Origin of the sequence: Bacillus sp. JJ1609 (assembly GCF_036967045.1) — a bacterium.
GTDB lineage: Bacteria > Bacillota > Bacilli > Bacillales > Cytobacillaceae > Mesobacillus.
In genome coordinates this window covers 15,848-38,778 of record NZ_JBALSS010000037.1, presented here as the reverse complement: position 1 = coordinate 38,778, position 22,931 = coordinate 15,848, and the positions used below count along the sequence as shown (strand labels likewise).

Annotated in this window: 23 protein-coding genes and 4 pseudogenes; 23 read left to right on the top strand and 4 right to left on the bottom strand. The window is 37.6% G+C overall.

What is annotated here, in order from left to right; all coding sequences use genetic code 11:
* Positions 1-86 precede the first annotated feature (86 nt).
* The 10 genes and pseudogenes from V7654_RS21865 (at position 87) to V7654_RS21820 (ending at position 5,726) form a co-directional block, all read left to right on the top strand.
* Positions 87-332 carry a hypothetical protein gene (locus tag V7654_RS21865; protein WP_335432958.1) on the top strand — a complete coding sequence of 82 codons (246 nt, stop codon included), beginning with the start codon at positions 87-89 and terminating at the stop codon, positions 330-332.
* An 86-nt stretch (positions 333-418) separates the two neighbouring features.
* Entirely contained in the window at positions 419-703 is a 285-nt protein-coding gene (locus V7654_RS21860; protein WP_335432957.1) for a hypothetical protein, read from the top strand.
* Positions 704-835: 132 nt separating this feature from the next.
* On the top strand, positions 836-1,573 hold the full coding sequence (locus V7654_RS21855; protein ID WP_335432956.1) for a class I SAM-dependent methyltransferase: 738 nt from the start codon (positions 836-838) through the stop codon (positions 1,571-1,573).
* A 333-nt stretch (positions 1,574-1,906) separates the two neighbouring features.
* Entirely contained in the window at positions 1,907-2,887 is a 981-nt protein-coding gene (locus V7654_RS21850) for an NADPH:quinone reductase (protein ID WP_335432955.1), read from the top strand.
* A 227-nt stretch (positions 2,888-3,114) separates the two neighbouring features.
* Entirely contained in the window at positions 3,115-3,321 is a 207-nt protein-coding gene (locus V7654_RS21845) for a hypothetical protein (protein ID WP_335432954.1), read from the top strand.
* A 234-nt stretch (positions 3,322-3,555) separates the two neighbouring features.
* A complete protein-coding gene (locus tag V7654_RS21840) occupies positions 3,556-3,696 on the top strand; it encodes a VOC family protein (RefSeq protein WP_335432953.1) in 141 nt (46 codons plus the stop codon).
* Between the two features lie 88 nt (positions 3,697-3,784).
* Entirely contained in the window at positions 3,785-4,396 is a 612-nt protein-coding gene (locus tag V7654_RS21835) for a hypothetical protein (RefSeq protein ID WP_335432952.1), read from the top strand.
* Positions 4,397-4,513: 117 nt separating this feature from the next.
* Positions 4,514-4,732 (top strand): annotated as a pseudogene (locus V7654_RS21830) (VOC family protein); the annotation flags it as partial.
* Positions 4,733-4,872: 140 nt separating this feature from the next.
* Positions 4,873-5,163: a colicin immunity domain-containing protein gene (locus V7654_RS21825; RefSeq protein ID WP_335432951.1), complete on the top strand. Its 291-nt coding sequence runs from the start codon at positions 4,873-4,875 to the stop codon at positions 5,161-5,163.
* Between the two features lie 125 nt (positions 5,164-5,288).
* Positions 5,289-5,726: a GNAT family N-acetyltransferase gene (locus tag V7654_RS21820; protein WP_335432950.1), complete on the top strand. Its 438-nt coding sequence runs from the start codon at positions 5,289-5,291 to the stop codon at positions 5,724-5,726.
* Between the two features lie 156 nt (positions 5,727-5,882).
* Here the strand turns inward: V7654_RS21820 and V7654_RS21815 are convergent, their stop codons facing one another.
* Complete coding sequence (locus V7654_RS21815) at positions 5,883-6,119, bottom strand: hypothetical protein (protein ID WP_335432949.1); 237 nt, start codon at positions 6,117-6,119, stop codon at positions 5,883-5,885.
* Positions 6,120-6,345: 226 nt separating this feature from the next.
* Here V7654_RS21815 and V7654_RS21810 point away from each other — a divergent pair, with 226 nt between their 5' ends.
* The 3 genes from V7654_RS21810 (at position 6,346) to V7654_RS21800 (ending at position 9,781) form a co-directional block, all read left to right on the top strand.
* A complete protein-coding gene (locus V7654_RS21810) occupies positions 6,346-6,768 on the top strand; it encodes a hypothetical protein (RefSeq protein WP_335432948.1) in 423 nt (140 codons plus the stop codon).
* A 486-nt stretch (positions 6,769-7,254) separates the two neighbouring features.
* Entirely contained in the window at positions 7,255-8,856 is a 1,602-nt protein-coding gene (locus V7654_RS21805; protein WP_335432947.1) for a phosphodiester glycosidase family protein, read from the top strand.
* A gap of 46 nt (positions 8,857-8,902) precedes the next feature.
* Complete coding sequence (locus V7654_RS21800; protein WP_335432946.1) at positions 8,903-9,781, top strand: phosphatidylinositol-specific phospholipase C/glycerophosphodiester phosphodiesterase family protein; 879 nt, start codon at positions 8,903-8,905, stop codon at positions 9,779-9,781.
* Between the two features lie 361 nt (positions 9,782-10,142).
* Here V7654_RS21800 and V7654_RS21795 read toward each other — a convergent pair.
* A pseudogene (locus tag V7654_RS21795) lies at positions 10,143-10,614 on the bottom strand (transposase); the annotation flags it as partial.
* A gap of 312 nt (positions 10,615-10,926) precedes the next feature.
* Positions 10,927-12,138, bottom strand: a complete 1,212-nt coding sequence (locus V7654_RS21790) for an ElyC/SanA/YdcF family protein (RefSeq protein WP_335432945.1) — start codon at positions 12,136-12,138, stop codon at positions 10,927-10,929.
* A gap of 246 nt (positions 12,139-12,384) precedes the next feature.
* Between V7654_RS21790 and V7654_RS21785 the strand changes: the two genes are divergently transcribed.
* Entirely contained in the window at positions 12,385-13,158 is a 774-nt protein-coding gene (locus V7654_RS21785; RefSeq protein WP_335432944.1) for a Cof-type HAD-IIB family hydrolase, read from the top strand.
* 133 nt (positions 13,159-13,291) lie between these two features.
* Here V7654_RS21785 and V7654_RS23965 read toward each other — a convergent pair.
* Positions 13,292-13,788: pseudogene (locus tag V7654_RS23965) on the bottom strand (PCYCGC motif-containing (lipo)protein).
* Between the two features lie 196 nt (positions 13,789-13,984).
* Between V7654_RS23965 and V7654_RS21775 the strand changes: the two are divergent.
* The 9 genes and pseudogenes from V7654_RS21775 to V7654_RS21735 all read left to right on the top strand — a co-directional run bounded on the left by V7654_RS21775 (position 13,985) and on the right by V7654_RS21735 (position 22,930).
* On the top strand, positions 13,985-14,374 hold the full coding sequence (locus tag V7654_RS21775; protein ID WP_335432943.1) for a FixH family protein: 390 nt from the start codon (positions 13,985-13,987) through the stop codon (positions 14,372-14,374).
* Between the two features lie 165 nt (positions 14,375-14,539).
* Positions 14,540-14,908 carry an ArsR/SmtB family transcription factor gene (locus tag V7654_RS21770; protein ID WP_335432942.1) on the top strand — a complete coding sequence of 123 codons (369 nt, stop codon included), beginning with the start codon at positions 14,540-14,542 and terminating at the stop codon, positions 14,906-14,908.
* A complete protein-coding gene (locus V7654_RS21765) occupies positions 14,901-17,036 on the top strand; it encodes a heavy metal translocating P-type ATPase (RefSeq protein ID WP_335432941.1) in 2,136 nt (711 codons plus the stop codon). Before V7654_RS21770 ends, V7654_RS21765 begins: the two co-directional genes overlap by 8 nt.
* Positions 17,037-17,088: 52 nt before the next feature.
* Positions 17,089-18,120 (top strand): annotated as a pseudogene (locus tag V7654_RS21760) (flavin-containing monooxygenase).
* A 31-nt stretch (positions 18,121-18,151) separates the two neighbouring features.
* The gene (locus V7654_RS21755) at positions 18,152-18,700 is read left to right on the top strand and encodes a copper resistance CopC family protein (protein ID WP_335432940.1); all 549 of its coding nucleotides are present in this window, start codon (positions 18,152-18,154) and stop codon (positions 18,698-18,700) included.
* Positions 18,701-18,748: 48 nt separating this feature from the next.
* Positions 18,749-19,825, top strand: coding sequence for a copper resistance D family protein (locus tag V7654_RS21750; protein ID WP_335432939.1), 1,077 nt, complete (start codon positions 18,749-18,751; stop codon positions 19,823-19,825).
* A 306-nt stretch (positions 19,826-20,131) separates the two neighbouring features.
* Entirely contained in the window at positions 20,132-21,136 is a 1,005-nt protein-coding gene (locus V7654_RS21745) for a DUF3231 family protein (RefSeq protein ID WP_335432938.1), read from the top strand.
* 255 nt (positions 21,137-21,391) lie between these two features.
* Entirely contained in the window at positions 21,392-21,736 is a 345-nt protein-coding gene (locus V7654_RS21740; protein ID WP_335432937.1) for a DUF3291 domain-containing protein, read from the top strand.
* A gap of 507 nt (positions 21,737-22,243) precedes the next feature.
* Positions 22,244-22,930 carry a type 1 glutamine amidotransferase domain-containing protein gene (locus V7654_RS21735; RefSeq protein WP_335432936.1) on the top strand — a complete coding sequence of 229 codons (687 nt, stop codon included), beginning with the start codon at positions 22,244-22,246 and terminating at the stop codon, positions 22,928-22,930.
* Position 22,931 lies beyond the last annotated feature (1 nt).

The following is a 22,931-nucleotide window of genomic DNA, read 5'->3' as shown; positions in this document are numbered from 1 at the left end:
AATAGGTTAAAGGATGGTGATTTACTTGATAGATATTTTTCAAATGATTAATGAAGGTAGAGTAAGTGAAGATCATGCTAAATATTTTGGATGAAGTAATTGAAGAATTCCATGAAGGTAAATTGATAAGGCAACCGAAGGATGAACTCAACATGGACAACTATGAATGGACTGCATATTGTAATAGAGCAAGTTTAAGTATATTAGCAAAGTGGAGAAAAGAAGGTTGGCAAGATGAATGTAACCTTTGTAGAAGTAGGATTAATTATAAAGAATATGGTTGTACAATCCGTGATGACAAATTGATTGGAGTAAACTGCTGTAACAGATAGTCATAAATTCTTCCTTTACTAAAGGGGCAGGTTAGTTGAAGAAGGATTTCTATTAGCAAGTATAGAAAAATATATGGATAATAATGATGTTTTCGCAACGGAATCGAACAGTTAAAGAATGGAAGGATTATATGAATTATATCGAGAGATATGTTGTCGAACTTGAAGATGAAACTTTTGCGTTATGGGGTCAATTTGTAGATGGAGAAGAACTGAGCTTACTAGCAATGGATAATTTTTGTGACGCAACTTTATTTCGTAAAGAAATTGCTGAAAGAAAAATTAAACAAATAAATAATGGCGTTTGGAAATTCCTTAGTGAGACAAAAAAGGCAAAAGGTATACGAAAAGTCGAAATGAAAATGATTTAATAAATCTTTAATGAAGGCGGCTAAAAATCAGCTGCCTTTTTTCTTCTTCAACTAACGGGGCAGGTTACTTGAAGAAGAGGGAATAGTGATATAGGGTCGAATATTTGATTAATTGAATGAGGGGTAACTTTGATGGCTGATGAAATATTTGAGAATCCAAGACTGGCTTTTATCTATGACCCATTTGACCCTGACCGTTCTGATTTAGATGCTTACGAGTCTATGGTTAATGAGTTTGGAGCAAGTTCTGTACTAGACATTGGTTGTGGAACTGGAACTTTTGCTTGTGGTTTAGCAGCCAAAGGCATAGAGGTTATTGGACTAGAGCCAGCCGAAGCATCACTAAAGGTAGCTAAAACAAAACATTGGTCTGAGGGTGTTAAATGGATTCACGGTAATGCACATGACCTTCCACCATTGAAGGTTGACCTTGTAACGATGACTGCTAATGTTGCTCAGGTTTTTCTGACAGATGAAGAGTGGAAAGACACACTGCAAGCAATTCGGGGGGTATTACGTCCAGGTGGAAGATTGGTGTTTGAAACACGGAAACCTGAGTCACAGGCGTGGCTAGAATGGAATAAGGAGAATACTTATCAGCGGATGGATGTACCCAAATGCGGTATTGTCGAGGGATGGGTAGATGTTATTGATGTTCGAGACTCCTTGGTGTCTTTTCGATGGACTTATGTTTTCGAGAATGATGGTGCCGTTATCACGTCTGACTCCACTTTGCGGTTTAGGAGCCTTGAGGAAATTACCAAATCTCTTAGAGAAGTAGAACTGTCTGTGGAAGATGTAAGAGAAGCCCCTGATCGTCAAGGACGAGAGTACGTTTTTATTGCTCGTCGCCCGACTAATATATATTAATAAGTAAACAAAATCAATCATTTTACATAAGGCTAGAAAGTATGAGATTGAGATTCAGGCATTATCTGAGGAGAATGCACAGGGTGAAAGATGGGGAAGTATGAGACTTATCATTTTTACTGTTAAAGGTGGTACATTCAATATTGAATATGAAGACAATGTTTGAAAGGAATCTTAATAATACTCAATTACTTTACTAAAGGTGCGTTGATCCAGGAAGGATTAACGCCTTTTTTGTAGAAGTCCTTATTGAACAAACGGGGCAGGTTAGTTGAGGAACTTTTTGAATACTGGAAGTTGACTTTTAATATAACTAACGAGGAGGTTTGGAACATGAAAACAATTCAAGTTAAACAATTTGGTGGACCTGAGAAATTAGAATTTACAGACGTTGAGGATGTAGTAGCAGGAAATGGAGAGGTATGTGTTCGGTTATATGCGGCGGGCGTCAATCCGAGTGATACTTACACATTATCAGGTACATATGCGTTTTGTATACCTCAGTTGCCTTTTACCCCAGGCATAGACGGTGCAGGGATTGTGGAGGCTATTGGAGAAGAAGTCACAAATGTCCGTGTTGGTGATCGTGTATTTATTGCGTCCTTAATGAGAAGTAAAAATACAGGTACATTTGCAGAAAAAGTAGTATGTGATGCAACTTTGGTTCATCCATTACCAGACCATGTATCTTTTGAACAAGGTGCGGCATTAGGGGTCCCTGCATTAACCGCATATCGTGCACTATTTCAACGTGCCTGTCTTAAGCCTGGTCAAACCGTGTTTATTCATGGGGCTAGTGGTGGGGTTGGATTACAGATTGTGCAAATGGCCAAATTTCACGGTGCTAAAGTGATTGGAACAGCAAGTAAGCCAGAGGGTAAAAAAATGGTTCAGCAAGCTGGTGCAGATTTTGTCATTGATCATGTGACAGAAGCAACGATTGAAGATGTAATATCCTTGACAGATGGCAGAGGACCAGATGTAATTATTGAGTTTTTAGCAAATAAGAATTTAGAAACCGATTTAAAGCTGATTGCTTCATTTGGTAAAATTGTAATTATTGGAAATCGCGGTTCCGTAGAAATAAATCCACGTCTTGCAATGCAAAAGGAATGTGATATTTTAGCAACAGCACTTTGGAACGCACCAAAAGATGAATATGAACGAAGCATTCATGGTGTAATTGGCATGCTAACAAGTGGTGCACTTCGTCCGATTATTGGCACAACTTTGCCGCTCCAGCAAGCGTCGCAGGGCTTTGAACAACTAACAAAAGGTATAGGAAATGGTAAACTTGTGTTGATAATTGACTAATTATTAAACATAATTAATGGCACTCAAAAACTTTTTAATAAAAGGAAACTATTTGAAACATTATGAATAAATGTATTTAGAGTAAAGGGCGCGATGATCCAGGAAGGATTGTCGCATTTTTTTTGAACTTATGTACAAACGGGGCAGGTTAGCTTAAGATGAAGAACCTGAAGTAAGCAATCTCTATAAATAAACCAGGTATTTTTTCAACAATTGGAGGTGTCTGATTGAAGGCAAATGAAAAAAGATGGTTTTGGATATTAATTATTATCCTAGCAATACTCACACCAATTATGAATCACTTTTTTAATACTGTGTATTTCGATTTCATTTCATTTTTAATTGTCATTATCGCTTTAAATTCAACAAAGGAGTTAAGGATAGACTTAAAAAATATTGGAACAGATACAGGATTTTCAATATTATTTGTTTAGCAATTATTTTAATATGTTTTTTAGTGAATATTTTTCTTATTAAATAAATACTTAGCACAAAGGCTTTTTAAGCTAACGGCTGCGTTGAACCAGTCAGGATTGAGGCATCTTTTTGTTGAATTCCTTATTGAACAAACGGGGTAGGATAATTTAATAAATATCCTGTCTTTCTGGATAAATTCGGTTTATCATATCAAGGAACGTAAGTTCCTGTTTTAAAGGAGGTAAATGATGATGTGGAAAAGAATAGAATGTGTCGCAATTCATACAGAAGACATTGAAAAGTCGGTAAAGTTCTATCAATCATTAGGTTTAACAAAAGCCTGGGAAGCGTTTCAAGACGAAGAAAAACAATGGAAACTTATTGGTATGTAATAAATATTGGCAGTAATTGAATGAAAAGAATAAACTGACATGTAAAGATTTTCGACTATAATGAAAAAAAGAAGAGGTGAGAGAGAAAATGGTATCCATTTTTGGACTTCTGTTCGTTTTAGTCGGGGTTATTTTTCTATATATTAGCTTTTTGAATAAAATCAATGGGCATCTTGTGTTGGGAGTTGTATCTCTTGTTGTAGGGATGGTTTTCATGTTCATTGGTTTTCAGGAAACTAATCAAAAACAGGAAGCCTTTAAAGAATTCGTAAAAATTTACTCTGATGAAGAAGTGACAGCTTCCTTAGAAGAATACCGAAGAATTGACACACTAACTTACAATGGCGAAGCAACTGTTAAAGAAGCCTATGATGCAGCGGACAATGCACAAGCCGCTCTCAGTGAAGCCATCTCCTTATTATGGGAATTCGACACCTCTGACTATCCGAAAGAAATTAGAGGCGAATTGCATGAGGCTTTATCGGCCATCAAAGAATCATACCATTACAGAAGGTTCGAATTGCAAACAGCCAAAAACATCATTGATAATCCAAAGGAGAAATCCCTTCAAACCGATCTTGATTATTACAGATACAAAGCGGACAGCAATGCATCAAAATCGCTTTCAGCACTTAAGGATGCAGGTGAGAAACTGAACATGACAGCAGACGAAATTGACAACTTGATGTTCCAAGAATAAAATCCCGTCATAGACGGGATTTATTAATTGCACTCCAGTTCAGAAAAGCAGCGGCTTTCCGCTCTATACTCCCAGTATTTAATTATTTCAGTATTAACTTCTCGTATGCTGGGGTAATTTCCTGATGGTAATTCTGAGTTGGTGTTAAAAAATAACCCCAATTTGAATTTTGCTGAGACCGAGATTGTTTGTGAAGACGTTCGGCGGACTTACAAAGCATTAAAATCTAATCCTGAGGTTCAATGGATTCGCACTCCTTTCCCTAATTCTTTAGGTGGTTATGTTGCTGTAATGCGAGCACCAGATGGGAATGTCTTTGTTTTAGTAGGAAAATAAAGAAGAACGAACCTGTTGAATTAGCGGGTTCTTATTCAGCTAACGGGTGCGTTGATCCAGGGAGGATTAGCGGCCTTTTTTGTTGAATTCCTTATTGAACAAACGGGGCAGGTAAGTGAAACAAGAATACTCCTATATTAATGGAGGTTGAAATGTTAGAAAAATATATATTACTAATGGACAGTTTCCTTAGTGGAGAGATGTCAGCCGATCAATTTCAGACAGAATATCTACGCAATTATAAAAAATGGAATGACCGATTAGATAAGAAACAGTTTGAAATCTTAAATGGAGTATTTGAGGCGGCGGATAGTTACTGGCACGAGTGTCTTCCAGGGCAAGAAACAGCCTTTGAAATTTCAGAACAACAATTAAGAAAAGAAGTAAATGAAGCATTGATTAAACTTAATAATAGGACGGAGAATAATTAGTTTTCTTCGACTAACGGGGCAGGTTAGTTGAATAAGTAAATAGAAAGTATAGATTTAAAAGAATTACAGAGGGACATTATAAACCATTATAAAAGGGGATTTAAAGAAAGGATTGTACTTAATAAATGGATATTAGAAAGCCAGATGATTTGGAGCTCAAGAAGATTTTTTCAATTTCTCCACAAGCTATATATGATGGGACATTGGGTGAAGTAAAACCCACGAGCGAAAAAATTAGACGTCTTATTGAACCACTATTGGAAAAGGGAAGCTATTATTTAATCGCAACCGAGAACGGTAATTTAATGGGCTGGATTCTTATAGGGTCGAGTAAAGACCAATTTACTGAAAAGAAGAATGGATTTATTTATGAACTATTTGTTGTAGAAGAATTTAGAGGAAATGGAGTATCTAAACAATTAATGAAATCTGGCATTGAGCAACTAAGACGAAATGGATATTCTGAGATTCTTCTTAGTGCATTTGCAGGGAATCAAGCCATTAAATTTTACGAAAAAATGGGCTTTAGCATAAGAACAGTTTCTATGAGTTTGCCTTTATAAAAACTTGGCTTCCTGAGCTAACGGGTGTGTTGATCCAGGAAGGATTAACGCCTTTTTTGTTGAATTTCTTCTTATTTAACAAACGGGGCAGGTTAGTCGAACAAGAAAAGTGTATTTCAATGTTTAACTGTAGTATAGACAAATAAAAAAACCCACTTAATTAGTGGATTCTTCTAAAGTTTTGTTTAATACATTGTGAAGCGCTAATACTGTATCTTCTATATTATGGTAAATTTCTGCGGATTGGTTTTCAATGAATGTTAACTTAAATGTATTCTTAAAGCAATTAACTGAGACTATTGGTTTTTTATTTTTCGAAATCGTATGAGTAATTTCTACTTCACTGTACTGGCAGAGGTCTTTTAGCATCTTTTCTATATAATCTTTTGACATTTACTTCGTCTCCCTTCCTCATACGGAGGGAAAGGACTAATAAAAGTCAGATAACACCCTAGGTATTTAATTTTATGTTCACATACAAGTGTAACATATAAAGACTTGTAAAAAAATTCTGAAGTCTTTTCGGCTAATTCTTTCTTTCTTGTTGAACTAACGGGGCAGTATAGTTTAAGAAGAAATTAGAGATTAAATATATTAAAATAACGAAATGAGGTATTAAGTGAAATACCAACTGTATTTTAGTTTATTTGTTTATGAAAAAATTGATTACTGGGTTCCCTTGATGAAGTATTTTCTATTACAATCAGATACTATAGAAATCCATTGTTGGAATGAAGAGAATGTGATTGTGGAGGAAACGAAATCAATGCTTAAAGGATCATTTGATATAATTTCGGAAAACAATCTTACTATTTTCAAGGGGAATAAAGCACCTTATGTTGTAGATTATTTATTATGGAACAATCTAGATTTAGAGGGGAAGATAAAATGGTTCTCTATTTTTTTGAGTAAAAATGCCACCACCATTTTTCATTCAGAACATTGGGGTATGGAGTTTTTTGCACCAAACGTTAACGAAAAAGATATCGCATTCATTAAATCGGTAATGCCAATTGACACGAATTTTAATCAATATACGTAGCCATATACTACTAACTACTTCACTAAAGGGTGTGTTGATCCAGGAAGGATTGAGGCACCTTTTTGTTGAAATCCTTATTTAACAAACGGGGCAGGTTACTTCCAGAAGGATTAGGCGGGGTTTTATATATACCTAATAACTTAATTACTCCTTTGTTGTTATGTATGCTTAACCTATAATGTATATGCTGACAGTCCCCAATTTCCCGTCCCTATTTCCCAGCTCACATAGGAAAGTTATTTACTGCCAACAATCATCTGGTTCCTCTAAATGGTAATTTTCACTCTCCTCATGTTCGTCACCCTTCCTCAGATATGTCCCAAAACAATGTACAAGAAATTATTCACTTTATAGTATATTTACTAATTCAACACACTTTTGAAATCGTTCTTTTACTTTACCTTAATAACCTTGTCCTATAATTCGATTTAGAGGAGCCGCTGGCTGCCCATATAGGCAGCTTAAGAATTTACAGGAGGGATAGTTTTGAAGCAATCAATTCATAAAGTACTAATACCAGTTTTTACAGCGTTTAGTTTGTCAATATCAGGTCTGCCTTCGATCCATGCAGCTGAAATGAATGCTGAACCTTCGCAGTACAAACAGCAGGGTATCGATCAAATGCCTTTGGAGCTTGGTTATCCTTATTTACATGAAACAAGGCAGACAAGCACACTGGCAAAAGGTGTAACTTATACAAAAATTGTCCGAGGGGAATCTTCACAGAATGACTTCTTTACAGTAGATGTCGATTTTGTAGAGACGGAAAGAGAAGCCATGTCTCTTTCAGAAAAACTTTCTAATCAAGGGTATCATCCTTTTGTTGAGCGAATAACAAAACGTGCTGCTGATGACAAAGAAAACGGTGAACTTGGTTTTGTTGTAAGAGTGGGGAAATTTAAGAGTGAACAAGAAGCTAAAGAGTTACAGCAGAAATTGACTGCTGCGGGTTATACAGGACTTAGAGTTGTATTTAGTGGTGAAGATGGCCAAATGACTTCCGGTCCATGGGTTGTGAATGTTTTAGAAGTAAATCCGAGAATTTATAAGGGAAGTATTGTTCCTGAACTAAGTAATGACGAGATTTCTGGCAAAGAAAAACTGACTGCAATGGCAGCCCGCAATCAAGCAGCAGCCGGGATAAACGGTGGCTATTTTGTTGTTGGGGAAAATGATGGAACACCGGGAGATCTGGCAGGGATTTCCCTTGTAGGTGGAAAACTGCTAAGTGAGGCGGTTAACGGACGTTCCAGTTTTATCTTTTCTTCTGATGGAAATAAAGCAGACATTGCAGCTGTTTCGACAACTCAAAAGGCTGCTTCATCGGACGGTTCAGTCCGGGAAGTTGATGGATTCAATCGCAAGCCCGGATTAATCCGGGGCTGTGGTGGAACCGGTGGAGACAGTCCAACAGAAGAACCGAAACATGACTATACCTGCACGGACTCAAGCGAACTGGTTGTTTTTACAACGGAATTTGGTAAAAACACGGAAGCTGGTGAAGGAGTAGAAGCGGTCTTAAACAAGTCCGGGAAAGTTATGGAGATTAGAACTACTCGGGGAGGCGCTATTCCTAAGGATGGTATGGTGCTCAGTGGTACAGATGAGGCTGCTGACTGGCTCCTTGAACATGCCCGGCTTGGTATGAAGGTTGCGGTTTCCAATGAAATTACGGCGGATGGAAAACCGCTGAAGGTAAAGAAAACAACTAATATCATCAACGGCGGGCCGCGACTGCTGAAAGATGGAAAGATATCTATAAACACCGTGGCAGAGGGCTTCCATTGGAAAGAAAATCCGGAGTTTTACTACCGTTTCGGTGAACGAAGAAATCCAAGGACTCTAGTGGGAATTAAGGCAGACGGCAATCTCCTTTTTGTGACGGTCAACGGGCGTGCTCCTGGGTTTAGTGTGGGTGCGAACTTTGAAGAGAGTGCAGCAATCATGAATTCACTTGGCGCAGTCGATGCCTTGAATCTAGATGGTGGCGGTTCAACAGGAATGACTGTAGGGCATGAACTGGTTACCAGACCTTCCGATTTATCAGGTGAACGTGAGATTGGAGATGCAATCCTGCTTTTACCTTAAAAAAAGTTCTATTAGTATACCTGTAAACGATTAGGAGGATATGAACATGAAAAAATGGTGGTTAACAATGTCTTTAGCGGTGGCTGTAACGATGCCTTTTTCATCATCAATAACGGCTGCTGCAAAAATAGCAGAAAATGAATCGGAAACAATCGTTCCACTTTCAAAAGCGCATGCACATAATGACTACGAGCACACACGCCCTCTAAATGACGCACTGGATCATGGATATACGAGTGTGGAAGCGGATGTTTGGCTTAAAGATGGCGAGCTGCTCGTAGCCCATGATGTGATTGACGTAAAACCAGAACGAACGTTACAGTCGCTTTATCTAGATCCACTTAAGAAGAAAGTAAAGGAAAACAAAGGTTCTGTTTATCAAGGGGGCCAAGATTTTTTACTATGGATTGATGTTAAATCGGAAGGTAAAGTAACATATGAAGAAATCCATAAACAACTTACCGAGTATAAAGAAATACTGACAAAATTTTCAAAGTCAAAGGTAAAGCAGGGATCTATTACAGTTATTATTTCCGGAAACCGTGAACGTGAGTTGATGGAAAACCAGAAAATCCGGTACGCCGCATATGATGGCCGCATGAGTGACTTGGGAACGGGTACCCGTAATGAATTTATGCCGGTAATCAGTGACAAATGGACAAAACACTTCACTTGGCAGGGTATTGGCGAGATGCCAAAAGCTGAACGTGATAAGCTTGAAGAAATAGTTGAAACGGCACATGCAAACGGACAAATGGTTCGTTTCTGGGCAACCCCTGATATGCCGCTGCCAAACCGTATGGGGGTCTGGAATGAGTTATTAAAAGCCGGGGTAGATTTGATCAATACAGATGACCTTCCTGCTCTTCAGGAGTACTTGATTAAAAACGATCCAATTCCTTCGAAGCAGCATATCAAGTGGTAATTTTTATTATATTGGGCAATAACCAGACAAAGCCTTTCTAAAGGAAGTGCTTGTCTGGTTTTTTGTAAATAAAAATGGAATAGACAGGGAGTTATTGGTGGGTTTTTGGAATGAATTGTTTTGTTAAGCCTTAAATAAGATGTCTAGAATTACGGTATCATTTACATGAGTAATAAAGCACGACGCAGTAATTACAAAATAAAAAAGCATGCATTCCTTATTGAACAAAACCAGCTAATAGTTTGTCAATATTTTTCATTAAAATCTAAAATTCACTCGTGATATACTAAAAGGGTATACCAAATAACCTTCCTACTTCTCAGGACTGGAAGGTTTTTCGTTATTTAGTTAGATGTATATTCTAATCTATATCTTGGAAAGTTCTTCTGTTTTTTAATAGGGCAAAAATCCAATGTAAGTGTTTATTCACACAAGCGATAACCAGCTGCTTTAAGGCTTTCCCTCTTCACGTTTCTTGTTGTAAAACTCCAGCATTCTCTTATTTCGGGGGAGTATTTCGTCCGACGTTTTCTTTTACGACAATCGCGTATGGCACAACGAACTGCCATATATAAGGCGTGACGGAGCCTGCTGGAACCTCGTTTCGTAATCCGATTCTGGGTGGCCGTAAACTTATCAGATTCGTATACACTAGGGTCTACCCCAGCGAAAGCCACGAGCTTTTTAGGATCAGTAAATCGATCTATCTCCCCAATTTCAGAAATTATCGTGGCAGCGATCTTTTCTCCGATACCAGGGATAAATTTGATAATATTATTTTCTTCAACTTCTTTAGCAAGGGCATCTATCTCCAACTCCAACTTGGATAGGTGCAATTGTCCCAAAACAACTCCTTCCGATTTAGAAATATAGATTCTAGACGGATGAAATCCTGCGAATAAGCGAGTATTCGTGAGATAATCGTATTAAACTGAGGGAGTTGAAGAAGATAAAGAAAAATAATTAATACTCAAATGAACTTTCAAAGTAGTCCTTATTGAAAAAACAGGGCAGGATTGCTATTAACTTATTTTAGCTTACAAATAAATAATCCCTCCCGTGTGACAGCAGACACAGGAGGGAGAATATCATTTAATTCAAGAACTTTTCCTAAATACAATAATGTTTAGTATGTGAATTTTGGTTTATCTTTGAAGCCCAGGATATTGCCAGATTCCAGAAGCTCTAAACAGGTCACGGTAGATAACAAAAATCTCGTCTTTAGATACTTTTTGTGCTTCTTCTACGGACGGATAATCTAAATAAACAACATTTGTAAAGTTACGGTCAGTGTTTTTGTTATTCATCCTCCCAAAAAATTTACTGGTCTCATTAAACACTGTTAACGCTCTTCGAATGTGGCTTGCACTTGTCACAATCGTAACGTCTTTTAATCCCTGTTTTTCCAGGATTGCTGTTGAAAAAAGGGCGTTTTCCACTGTATCTGTTGATTTATTTTCAAGTAATATTCTTTCTTGGGCAACCCCCTGTTCAGTGAGCCACTTATTCATCGCATCTGCTTCAGTAACCCCTTGCTTCGGTACTCCGCCTGTTACAATGATTTTTGAATTAGGATATTTTTTAGCAATGGCAAGCCCTGCCTTTAAGCGTTCGATTAGCGGTTCTTTCATGGTTCCATCATCTGCAAGAGCATATCCAAGGATGACAATGGCATGGTTCTGTTGCGGCAAATCAGCAGGAGGTGACGTGTTTATTTTCACCTTCATCAGTGAATCAGCAGATGCTAATTTTTGTTCATAAACACGTGACCTGGCTGAATCAATCTGCCTTAATTTAGACATAGATCTTTTATATGAATTCTGATCCCCATTAACTTTTGAGTATGCCCCATAAAGTAGATTTGCCTTGAAATTATTTGGATCCAAGTTCAATATCTGGGTAAAGGTTTGCAGCGTTTCTGGGTATTTTTTTTGAATCAGTTGTGTGGATGCAAGCGAGAATTTTAAATCCAGATCATATGGATCCAAAAGTGTTGCCTCTCTAAAAGCATTTTCGACCACATCATATTTTCCTTTTAGGGTAATTCCTTTAAAAATATCTTTTTCTGCCTGTTTAATGTCCCCGCCATGCCAGTAATAGTACATGGCAATATCTTTAAAGTGGTTAATTCTACGAGATGTTGGTTCATCATTTTTTACAGGGGTTGCAATATTATCCGTTTCTTCGACTGTGCTCACTCTTGCTTTGTTTTTTTCATAATTACTGATTTCTTTGTTATCACCTATATTTTGAGTCTTCGGTCCGTTAGCCCGCTCCCCATTATCCTTATCTACGGTACAACCTGTCATAACTGAAAGTGTAAATAAACACGCCAAAAATATTTTGCTAAATTTCACCCTGGTTTCCTCCTTCGATAATATGGTGTTTTTAATTTCTCCATATATTGAAAGGGTATTCTGAAACTTGATGATTCTTTTTTTGCTGTAAGAAGTATGTACTGTGTACATTTTTGATTAACGATCTTATTAGTGAAATCCTTATTATGCTTACGGGGCAGTTTAGTTGAAGAAGGATTCTCTGTTTGGAGGTCGAATATTAGAAAGGTATTTACTTTTATTGGAACTATATTTAGGGAGATTTTTATGAGTTATAAAATTGTTTTTTTCGATGTTGATGGGACTATTACACATCACATAGATGGCAGCATTCATTATTCTACTATTGAAGCTATAAAAACTTTGAAGAACAAAGGGATAAAGGTGGTAGCTGCAACAGGAAGACCGTTATCAATGTGTAAGGAATTACAGGAATTAGGTATAGAAACATTTATAACAGCAAATGGTGGATACGTTAAGCACATTCAAGAAGTTATACATAAAGTACCACTGAATAAAAGTATTATTCAAGAAGTTATGGAATTTGCCAAATTAGAGAATAACGGTTTGTCATTCTATACAGAAGAATTTAGTATGAATGGTGTAACAGAGAAGGAAATATTAACGGCCTTAAAGGAAACTTTGTCTCTGAATGAGTATCCTGAAACTAATGGCTCAATTCATAAAGAAGACGTATTTTTATTGTGTTTGTTTGCAAATGATGAAACAGTTGAGAAGTATAAAGAAAAGTTTCCGCATCTAACATTTAAAAGATGGCATCCTTATGTGTTAAATGTTATGCAGGAGGATGTTTCAAAGTCTCTTGCTATAGTGAAAACTTTAGATTTCTTTGGTATCAATAAATCGGAAGCTATCGCTTTTGGTGACGGTGAAAATGATATTGATATGTTGGAATTGGTAGGGCTAGGTATAGCAATGGGGAATGGAAACGAAAAATTGAAAAATGTTGCGGATTTTGTTACTAAACCATCAAGTGAAGATGGAATTGATTACGCATTAAAAAAGTATGGAATTATTTAAATTATTAAAACATGGTTCGGACAGCGATCGTTCAATTAAGAATATCGCTGTTTTTCTTATTGAACAAACTGGGCAGGTTAGTTGAATAAGAGAATTCTTTATGATTAAAAAACACGCTAATAATTAGCGTGTTTTATACTTCTTCAGGCATAGGTGTTGGTGTAGAATCGGTCCCCATACCTTCGTATTTTTTATCGATCATATTACGAATATCTTTTAAGCTTTTGCCCTTTTCAAATTCTGATTTAGCCTCACGGGCTATGTCCACACAAACCCCTCAGCCAAAGCCCATGGTATCAAGTGTTACGGTGCTTCCTTTTACGTTATCAACAAAGCAATTCGTATTGCTTGTATGTCCATCTTCTTCAAAACAGCCGCAATAACATGGCATATAATTCAAAACCTCTGGATGTTCCACAGCAAACTGATAGGCTTCTAGAACCTTAGTACTGTCGCTATATGTTGTGACGGCGGACCAATCATTGCTTTGCCGATTTCATACGTCAAGACAGGAGCAGACTGTTCTTGATGACCACTACTTGTATGCCTATCCTGAGTTGCCTGTTCTTCTGAGGAACAGCCAGAAACTAACGTAATCGCTGTTAGTATAGGAAAAATATACTTCTTCATTGAACCTTCCTTTCTTTCAACATGCTTTTTTAATGTAAGAATACCTAAATCTCAATTCAGATTCAATGATTCTATTCTTAATAAAAATTCCCATGATAGCGAGAGTTCAAAAAAAAGACACAAATCAAACACTTCGGGTTGATATAATATTTACATGCAATTTTTGTATAAATCACTAAGAGGAGAAATGATATACATGCGGAAAGCCATTATTCTTTTAGTCTGTATTTTACTTTTACTGATAGGCTGTTCAAAGGAGAATGATGATGCCGAAGATATTCCTGAATTATTGGAGGTTACGCTTAGCATTCCAGAAGCGATTCAAGTAAATCAAGAGGTTGCCATCGAGGCAGCAGTCACACAGGGGCAAGAAAAGGTTGAAGACGCGGATGATGTCAAATTTGAAGTGAAAAAAGCCGGGCATGATACGTCGGAGGAAATCATAGGGAAACATCAAGGAAACGGAATTTATGCCATAACGAAAACCTTTCAAGAAGCAGGAAGCTATACTGTTACTGCTCATGTGACAGCAAGAAGTATGCACAATATGCCAACAAAGGAATTTAAGGTGGAAAGCGAAAAATAATAAACTTCACATTAATGGTTCTTCCTTTAATTGGGATGAACCATTTTTTTGCACCTGGATATTAGGTTTTAAATATTCTTATATAAACAAATGATTGTTTGACTATTTAAGAAAAGGTGCATATACTAATAGTCAAATGATCGTTTGATTAAGGAGGTGGCTTTTTTGAAGCACGATGATTTTTGTGAAGTAACCTGCGTCGATGATGAGAAAGTAAGACGTGTGAAAGAATCTGTCTCCCATCAGAACACCTCTGATGTTGCCCAGATATTCAAAGCGTTATCTGATGACACCAGGATAAAGATTGCATTTTCCCTTTGTGAAGAAGAAGAATTATGTGTCTGCGATGTAGCGAATATTGTTGGATGTACAACAGCCACAGCTTCTCACCATTTAAGACTCCTTCGAAATATGGGATTGGCGAAATATCGTAAGGAAGGCAAATTGGTCTTTTATTCGCTCGATGATGATCATGTAAAACAACTGATAAAAATTGCCTTTACACATCAAAAGGAGGTGGAGCACCATGAGTGAGGCGTTAGAGAAATCAGACCAAAAAAATGTCTATCGTGTACAAGGATTTACCTGAGCTGGCTGTGCGACTAAGTTCGAAAAGAACTTAAAACACCTGGAGGGTGTTTCTGATGCAAGTGTTAACTTCGGTGCTTCGAAAGTTACAATTTATGGTGAAGCAACCATTGAAGAGATAGAAAAAGCTGGTGCCTTCGAAAACTTGAAAGTAATTCCTGAGAAACAAAAGTTTGAAGAGAAAAAAGAGCCGTTTATACAAAAACATTCTAATATCATTGCATCTCTTGTATTCTTACTCATGGGTTGGCTATCAGGTGAGTTGTATGGTGAAGCAAGTATGTATGCGATATTAGCATACGGGGCTTCAATACTTGTTGGTGGTTACCGACTCTTTACAACAGGATTAAAGAATTTAGTGCATTTACAATTTGATATGAAAACGTTGATGACGATTGCTGTCATTGGTGCCGCCATCATAGGTGAATGGGGTGAAGGAGCTACCGTCGTCATTCTGTTTGCGATAAGCGAAGCACTTGAAACCTACTCAATGGATAAAGCGAGACAATCGATTCGTTCCTTAATGGATATTGCTCCTAATGAAGCGTTGATACGAAGAGGAACACAAGAGTTCATGGTTGAAGTAGATGACATTCAAATAGGCGACATCATGATTGTTAAACCAGGACAAAAAATTGCAATGGATGGTGTTGTGGTAAAAGGTCTATCAGCCGTAAATCAAGCGGCCATTACGGGAGAATCCGTTCCAGTATCTAAATCAGTAGACGATGAGGTGTTCGCTGGAACGTTAAACGAGGAAGGACTCCTGGAAGTAAGGGTTACGAAACGAGTGGACGATACGACCATTGCGAAAATAATTCATCTCGTCGAGGAAGCCCAGGCGGAGCGTGCTCCTTCACAGGCATTCGTAGATCGGTTTGCAAAATACTACACGCCAGCCATTATGTTGATTGCACTTGGTGTGGCTGTCCTGCCTCCATTAGTAGTTGGAGCTGATTGGAATGCATGGGTTTACCAAGGGTTGGCAGTCCTGGTGATTGGTTGTCCTTGTGCTCTTGTCATTTCGACTCCAGTTTCGATTGTCACTGCAATCGGTAATGCTGCAAGAAATGGTGTTCTGATCAAAGGTGGTATTCATTTAGAGGAAATGGGTGCAATAAAAGCGATCGCCTTTGACAAAACAGGGACGTTAACAAAAGGCATTCCTGTTGTAACAGATTATGTGCCTCAGCCAGGTACCAATTCAAATGAACTGCTTACTTTTATTGCGGCTTTGGAAAATGGATCTCAGCATCCGCTAGCTTCCGCTATTATGAAAAAGGCAGAAATAGAAAAATTGTCCTACCAAAGTGTTTCAATCGAAGACTTTTCATCGATTACTGGGAAAGGGATAAAAGGAGTTATTGGCGGTAAGGTGTATTATGTTGGTAGTCCAAATTTATTCGAGGAAATCTTAAAATCTGGGATACCAACAGAATCTAAAGCCAAAATTTCCGAACTTCAACTACAAGGAAAAACAGTCATGGTCGCTGGGACAGACGCTCAAATTTTGGGGCTGATTGCCGTTGCCGATGAATTAAGGGAAAACAGTAAGGATGTTATTGAAAAGCTCCACTCATTGGGCATCGAAAAAACCATTATGTTAACGGGAGATAATTCTGGGACAGCAATTGCTATCGGAAGGCAGGCTGGTGTCTCTGATATTAAAGCGGATTTGCTCCCGCAGGACAAATTAACATTCATTAAGGATTTACGTAGCAAATACGAACGTGTAGCGATGGTTGGAGATGGCGTGAATGATGCACCTGCATTGGCTGCATCTACCGTCGGGATTGCCATGGGGGGAGCTGGAACCGATACAGCTCTTGAAACAGCAGATATTGCATTGATGGCAGATGACCTAGGTAAACTTCCATTTACGGTAAGACTAAGCAGAAAAGCATTGACCATCATTAAGCAAAATATCTCGTTTTCGTTAGGTATTAAATTGGTTGCCCTACTACTAGTCATTCCTGGTTGGCTGACATTGTGGATCGCAATCTTTGCGGATATGGGTGCTACTCTACTTGTCACATTGAACGGCTTACGGCTTCTCAAGATAAAAGACAAATAAGAGGAGGCTTCCCTATTAGGGAAGCCTCTTTATTATAATGGGGGGATGGTAAATGATTTATGATGTTCTTGTTATTGGCGGAGGCCAGGCAGGATTGGCTATGGGGTATCATCTTAAGCAGAAAAAAGTAAAATTCCTCATTCTCGATAAGGGAAATAGTATTGGGGAGTCTTGGAGAAGTAGATATGATTCATTGACTTTATTCACTCCTCGTTCGTATAGTTCCCTTCCTGGACTGCCTTTAAAGGGCGATGAGAAACGGTATCCAACTAAAGACGAAATTAGTGAGTACCTTTTAAACTATGTAGATACATTCGCGCTACCTGTTCAACTAGGGACATACATAACAAGATTAGAAAAAGGTGCTAATTATTTTATTGTCACCACTAATAAAGGTGAATTAATGAGTTAGAATGTGATTGTCGCCACAGGTCCATTTCAAAAGCCTAATGTGCCCGTAATGGCCCGACATTTATCAAAAGAAGTCCTTCAGCTACATTCCTCTGAATACAAAAACCCTAACCAATTGGCTGATGGAAACACCTTGGTTGTGGGGGCTGGAAATTCTGGGGCTCAAATTGCAGCCGAAATTTCCAAGGAAAGAGACGTTCACCTATCTGTTGGGCACAAAATGAAGTTTTTCCCGCAGGATATTGGTAACAAAAGTATATTTTGGTGGTTTGATAAATTAGGAGTATATCGGGCCAATAAAGATAGCAAAGTGGGCCAATTTATCCAAACTAGGCCAGATCCCATTTTTGGATTTGAACTTAAAGAACAGATAAAAAACAAAAAAGTTATTTTAAGGCCGAGGACTATTTCGTCAGAGGGTACTAGGGTGCAGTTTGAAGATGGTAGCATTTTTGAAGCAAGGAGTGTCATCTGGTCGACGGGATTCAAATGGGATTATAGCTGGATTCATATTCCGTCAATATTACACTCAAATGGACTTCCTATCCATCAAAGGGGGATTACATCCACAAAGGGGTTATTCTTTTTGGGATTACCTTGGCTTTATTGCAGGGGATCTGCATTATTGCAAGGGGTCGGAAGTGACGCAAAGTTTATATCCGAACAATTATAAAACACTGGTAAACAACAATAGGGGGAGCACTATGAAAAAATGTATCTTTTTAATATTCATTATCTTTTTGATGGTACCTTCGATTGTGAGCGCACACACTGGCCTTACTTCTTCCACCCCATCAGAGGGACAGATGTTGAAAGAGGATCTACAAGAAATCACTCTGAATTTTAACACCGACATTGAGGTATTAAGTACGATGATGCTGCTCAAGGATGGAATGGAAATTCCGATTGATGATATCAAAGTCGAAGGACAGCAAATGAAAGGGACTCTATCTCGCCCTCTTGAGAATGGATTTTACATCACAAAATGGAAAATCGTTGGAACAGACGGGCATATGATCGAGGGGGAATTTCCTTTCACTGTCCAAAATGCACAATTAGAAGGAAAATTAGAAAAACCAACTTTGTCTGAGGAAAACCAAGAAGGGAAGACGGAAGAACCGCACGCAGAAGAGCCTAAAAATATTGGAGTAAACTCACCATCTAAATCACTAACCATTACTGTTCTTGTTGCTTCTGTTACAGTTTTGGTGTTAGGTATGTATATGTTAATGAGAAAAAAAGCTAATCATTAAACTCAATCCCTTTTACTCAGCGTGATGGTTTTAGGAAGGAAGAATAAAATGAATGTTTTTATTTCTATTGCAGAATTTTGCAGTTATTTATTGTTTTCTCTATTAGCAGGGCATGTTGCTTTACAATTTGTTTCTGATGAAAACAAACCCAAAATCACTATTTCGAAACAAATCTTACTCTTATGCACATTGGGTATATACATCTGTTCTTTTGCCCCTGTTGCACAAACGATCTCTTATTTTAAAGATTCAGTCGGCCTTACTTTGACAGCCTTCTCTGTTATAACGGATTTTCAAGTTGGACGAGCGTGGTTAATTATTGGATTTGTTTCCGTACTCTTTTGGATAACTCTCATGCTGAATGGTTCTAAATATCTCCAAGCACTTTGGCTGTTTTTGATGGTATTAGCGGTCGGATATTCTAGTCACGTCGCATCGTTATCTTTTTGGAATGGCCTTGTTGCTCACTCTTTACACTACTTATTGGTTATCCTTTGGACGGGGATTTTGATTCATGTTGCCTGGTTTTCGAATGAGCAACAAAAATGGGCAAAGTTTTTACACTGGTTTACACCATTTGGGGTTATGAGCATATTGGTAATTATTTTAAGTGGTGCAACTCTTATGATCTATGTGGTTGAGCTTAAAGACTATGTTAAGTCATGGGTGTTACCATATGGACAAATGCTGTTACTGAAACATATAAGTGTTATACCTTTATTAGTATTTGCATTTATAAATGGAGTCCTCGCTAAAAAGTCTCTTGCCATGCCAGACTTTAATCCGCGTTTCTGGGTTAAAGCAGAAAGTGTAATAATATTTATTATTTTCTACTTCACAAGTGTATTAGGAACTTTATCACCACCGCATGAGGTGGAGTTTACCGTTAAATCGGAGGGAGCTTCAAAATGGGTAGAATGGATGTTTGGAAAGGATATTCTTACAACATCAAATATTGAATTTGCTTCAAATTTCTCAACAATATTTTTAAGCCTGATTTCATTCTTACTTTTATCCCTGATTTTGTTGAGTTTCAAGAAAGTGAAACCAATGGTTGGAGTCTATTTCGGAATAGGGTTTATTTTTACCATGTATTTTGGGTTAATGATTTCGTTATTGGTATGACCCACGCGTAAAGTACCAATCGGAAACTATCCTTTTTTATGTTTTTGAACAAAAAGTGCTGAAATCACATAATGAATTAAGCAACTTAAATTTATTTACCCCAAATGCCTCCCGTCAATAAAAGTCGAGTTACATTTCTTTTTCAAGTAATGGGTGCGTTGATCCAGAAGGACAAGCACTTTTTTTGTTGAATTTCTTCTTATTGAACAAACGATGCAGTTTAGTTCAATAAGGGTTTATGATTTTAATTTCAATTTTAATTAATCCTTTTGGTAATAATAAAAAATAAAAGGAGTTTTCATTAAAATGGAACATAACCCAAAGCTTGTTTCTTCGGAAGTTGCAGCCTTGTGGGGTGCTTATATGCAGAACTCAATGGCTTATTGTATCGTTCAGCATTTTCACAACGTAAATGAAGATGCAGATAGTACAGATATTATTCAAACTGCTTTAACAAATTGTAATTATGTCGTAAATGAGGTCAAACGAATCTTTGAAAAAGAAAATCATGCAATACCTATTGGATTTACACAGGAAGATGTAAACTTAAAAGCTGATAGAATCTATTCAGACCTTTTTACCTTGCGATATATAAAATATATGGCTGCTGCTGGAACGGCAGCTGCGGCAGCTTTACTTGAGGTTTTGGCACGAAACGATGTAAGGGAATTCTTTTCTACCACTTCCCAATTGTTTATGCGACTTTACAATAATACGTGCGACTTACTCCTTAAGAAGGGTGCTTTTATCCGTTCACCAACCATAGCTCCAATGGAAAAAGCAGAATACCTTCAAAGTGAATCATTCCTATCAGGTTTAATAGGAAAACATCGTCCTTTAACAGCTATTGAATTAGCACATATCTCTAAAAATTCAGAAACCAACTCAATTGGTAGAACTTTTGTATCTGGATTTTCCCAAACAGCTAACTCACCTGAAGTTAGAAAGTTTATGGAAAGAGGTACGGAAATAGCAGCAAAGCATGAAACTGTGTTTAGAGATATATTGGTAAAAGATGGAGTACCGTTACCAAGCACATGGGATTCAACCATTTCTCAATCAATTGATGCACCATTTTCAGATAAGCTAATGATGTTTCATACTTTAAGTTTAAATGAAATTAGTGTCGCTGGATACGGAGCTGGAATTGGCGCGAGCCTTAGAAAGGATTTAGGGGGACATTATACAAGGTTAGTGGCTGAAATAATTCAATATGGGAATGATGGTGTTAAATTGATGATTGAAAACAGGTGGTTGGAACAACCACCACAAAATGTAGATAGGGATGCACTTAGGAGCAGAAGTGTTTAAATGTAAACGATAGTGACTAAAACAGCGATGCTTTTAGCAATCGCTGTTTAATTTTGTTATGTAGCTAAAAAGTTAATCTAAAGTACCATATACTGTGAATACTTTCACTTAAAACGGGTGCGTTGATCCAGCAGGATTAACGGCCTTTTTTATTGAATATCTAATTGCACTAACGGGGCAGGTTAGTTCAAGAAGGAATTTCAAGCCCAAAATTAGAATAATATATAAAAAATACTTTATTGAAGGGAGTAAAATATGTTTGTCTCAGTTACAAGGCTTCGATTAAAAGGCAAGAGAAAGTTACCTCTCTTTATTTGGCATACTCTGAAATCGAATAGTCAAGCTAGGAAATCGGAAGGTCTTTTGTATTCTTCGTTGAATAATGAAGGTTGGGATACGTACTGGACACTAACAATATGGGAGAACAAAAATTCTATGAAAGAGTACAGAAATAAAGGGAGCCATATAAATGCAATGAAAGTATCAAGAAAAATTGCAGACGAATTAGAATTTATCAATTGGGAAGCAGGTAATAATCCTACTTGGGATGAATGCAAGGAGCGATTGCATCATAAGTATGGCAGAAAATTAGTTAAGTAGGACTAGTTCTTCTTCAACTAATGGGTGCTTTAGTTGAATAAGCCATAAAATAAAAACGCTCTGAGCCTTTCATGCTCGGAGCATTTTTCTATGCTAATTATAATGCGATTTTCTGTTCAATTGAATTGTTAAATCTATTGTAATTTTATCTGCTAATTGTAATTTTGTATTTCAAAAACGAACTCGTTAGATTTTGATCTGTGCGCTTTTTTTGTGCTTTGGATCATGGGAAGTACTTTATGCTTCCGTTAATTAAGAGGATCTTTAACCGGATCTCAATATTTTTTGTGCCGAACACCACTCATAAATAGATGCAAAATGTAAGTTCCTTTGATCTTTGAGGTGCGAAGAATGTGGCATTTTGGTTGTCGATAAAAGGGGCAGTTTCTAGATGAAGGAAAATAGAAGCTTACAGGAAATTATATATCATTGAAAATTAAACTTAAGTGTAATTCGCATTGTTAAAGGGAAGATAAACACAGTGTAGAAAAAGAGGAGGTTATTTAAATGGCAAAAGTGTTAGCAGTACTATCAAGTGGACATAAAGATGAGAAAAATAATTACGAAACTGGCTGGTGGGGCGAGGAATTATTTGCTCCGATGCTGCTTTTAGAAAAGGCAGGGCACCAGGTTGAGTTAGCTTCGCCACTTGAGGGCAAGCCAGTGATTGATCAGATGAGTATTAGTGAGGATTATGATCCGAATGGTACTTATAAGGAGTTATATGAATCTGGTAGAGCTGATCACACACTGAAGCTTACAGACGTGACTCCAGCTGATTACGATGTTGTTCTAGTCGTTGGTGGCCATGGTGCGATGTACGACCTGGCAAAGGATAAGAATTTGCATCAGATTATGAATCGCATTTATGACCAGGGTGGGATTGTTGCAGCGGAATGCCATGGACCAGCTCCGTTAGTTTTTGCAAAGCGTCCTAATGGCGAGAGTTTCGTTGCTGGTAAAAAGGTAACCGGTTATCCTGACGTAATGGAGCCTGCAGGGCTATTGGATATCCTGCCATTTAGCCTTGAGCAGGAGCTGCGGAAAATCAGCAATTATGAAACTGGAGACCTTGAAAAAACTGGACATGCTGTATGGGCGGATGATCAAATTGTCACTAGTCGTGACCCATTCTCCTCTGAGCAGATGGGAGAAGAGTTAGTTAAAGCACTGGAAAAGAGAAAAAATAAATAGG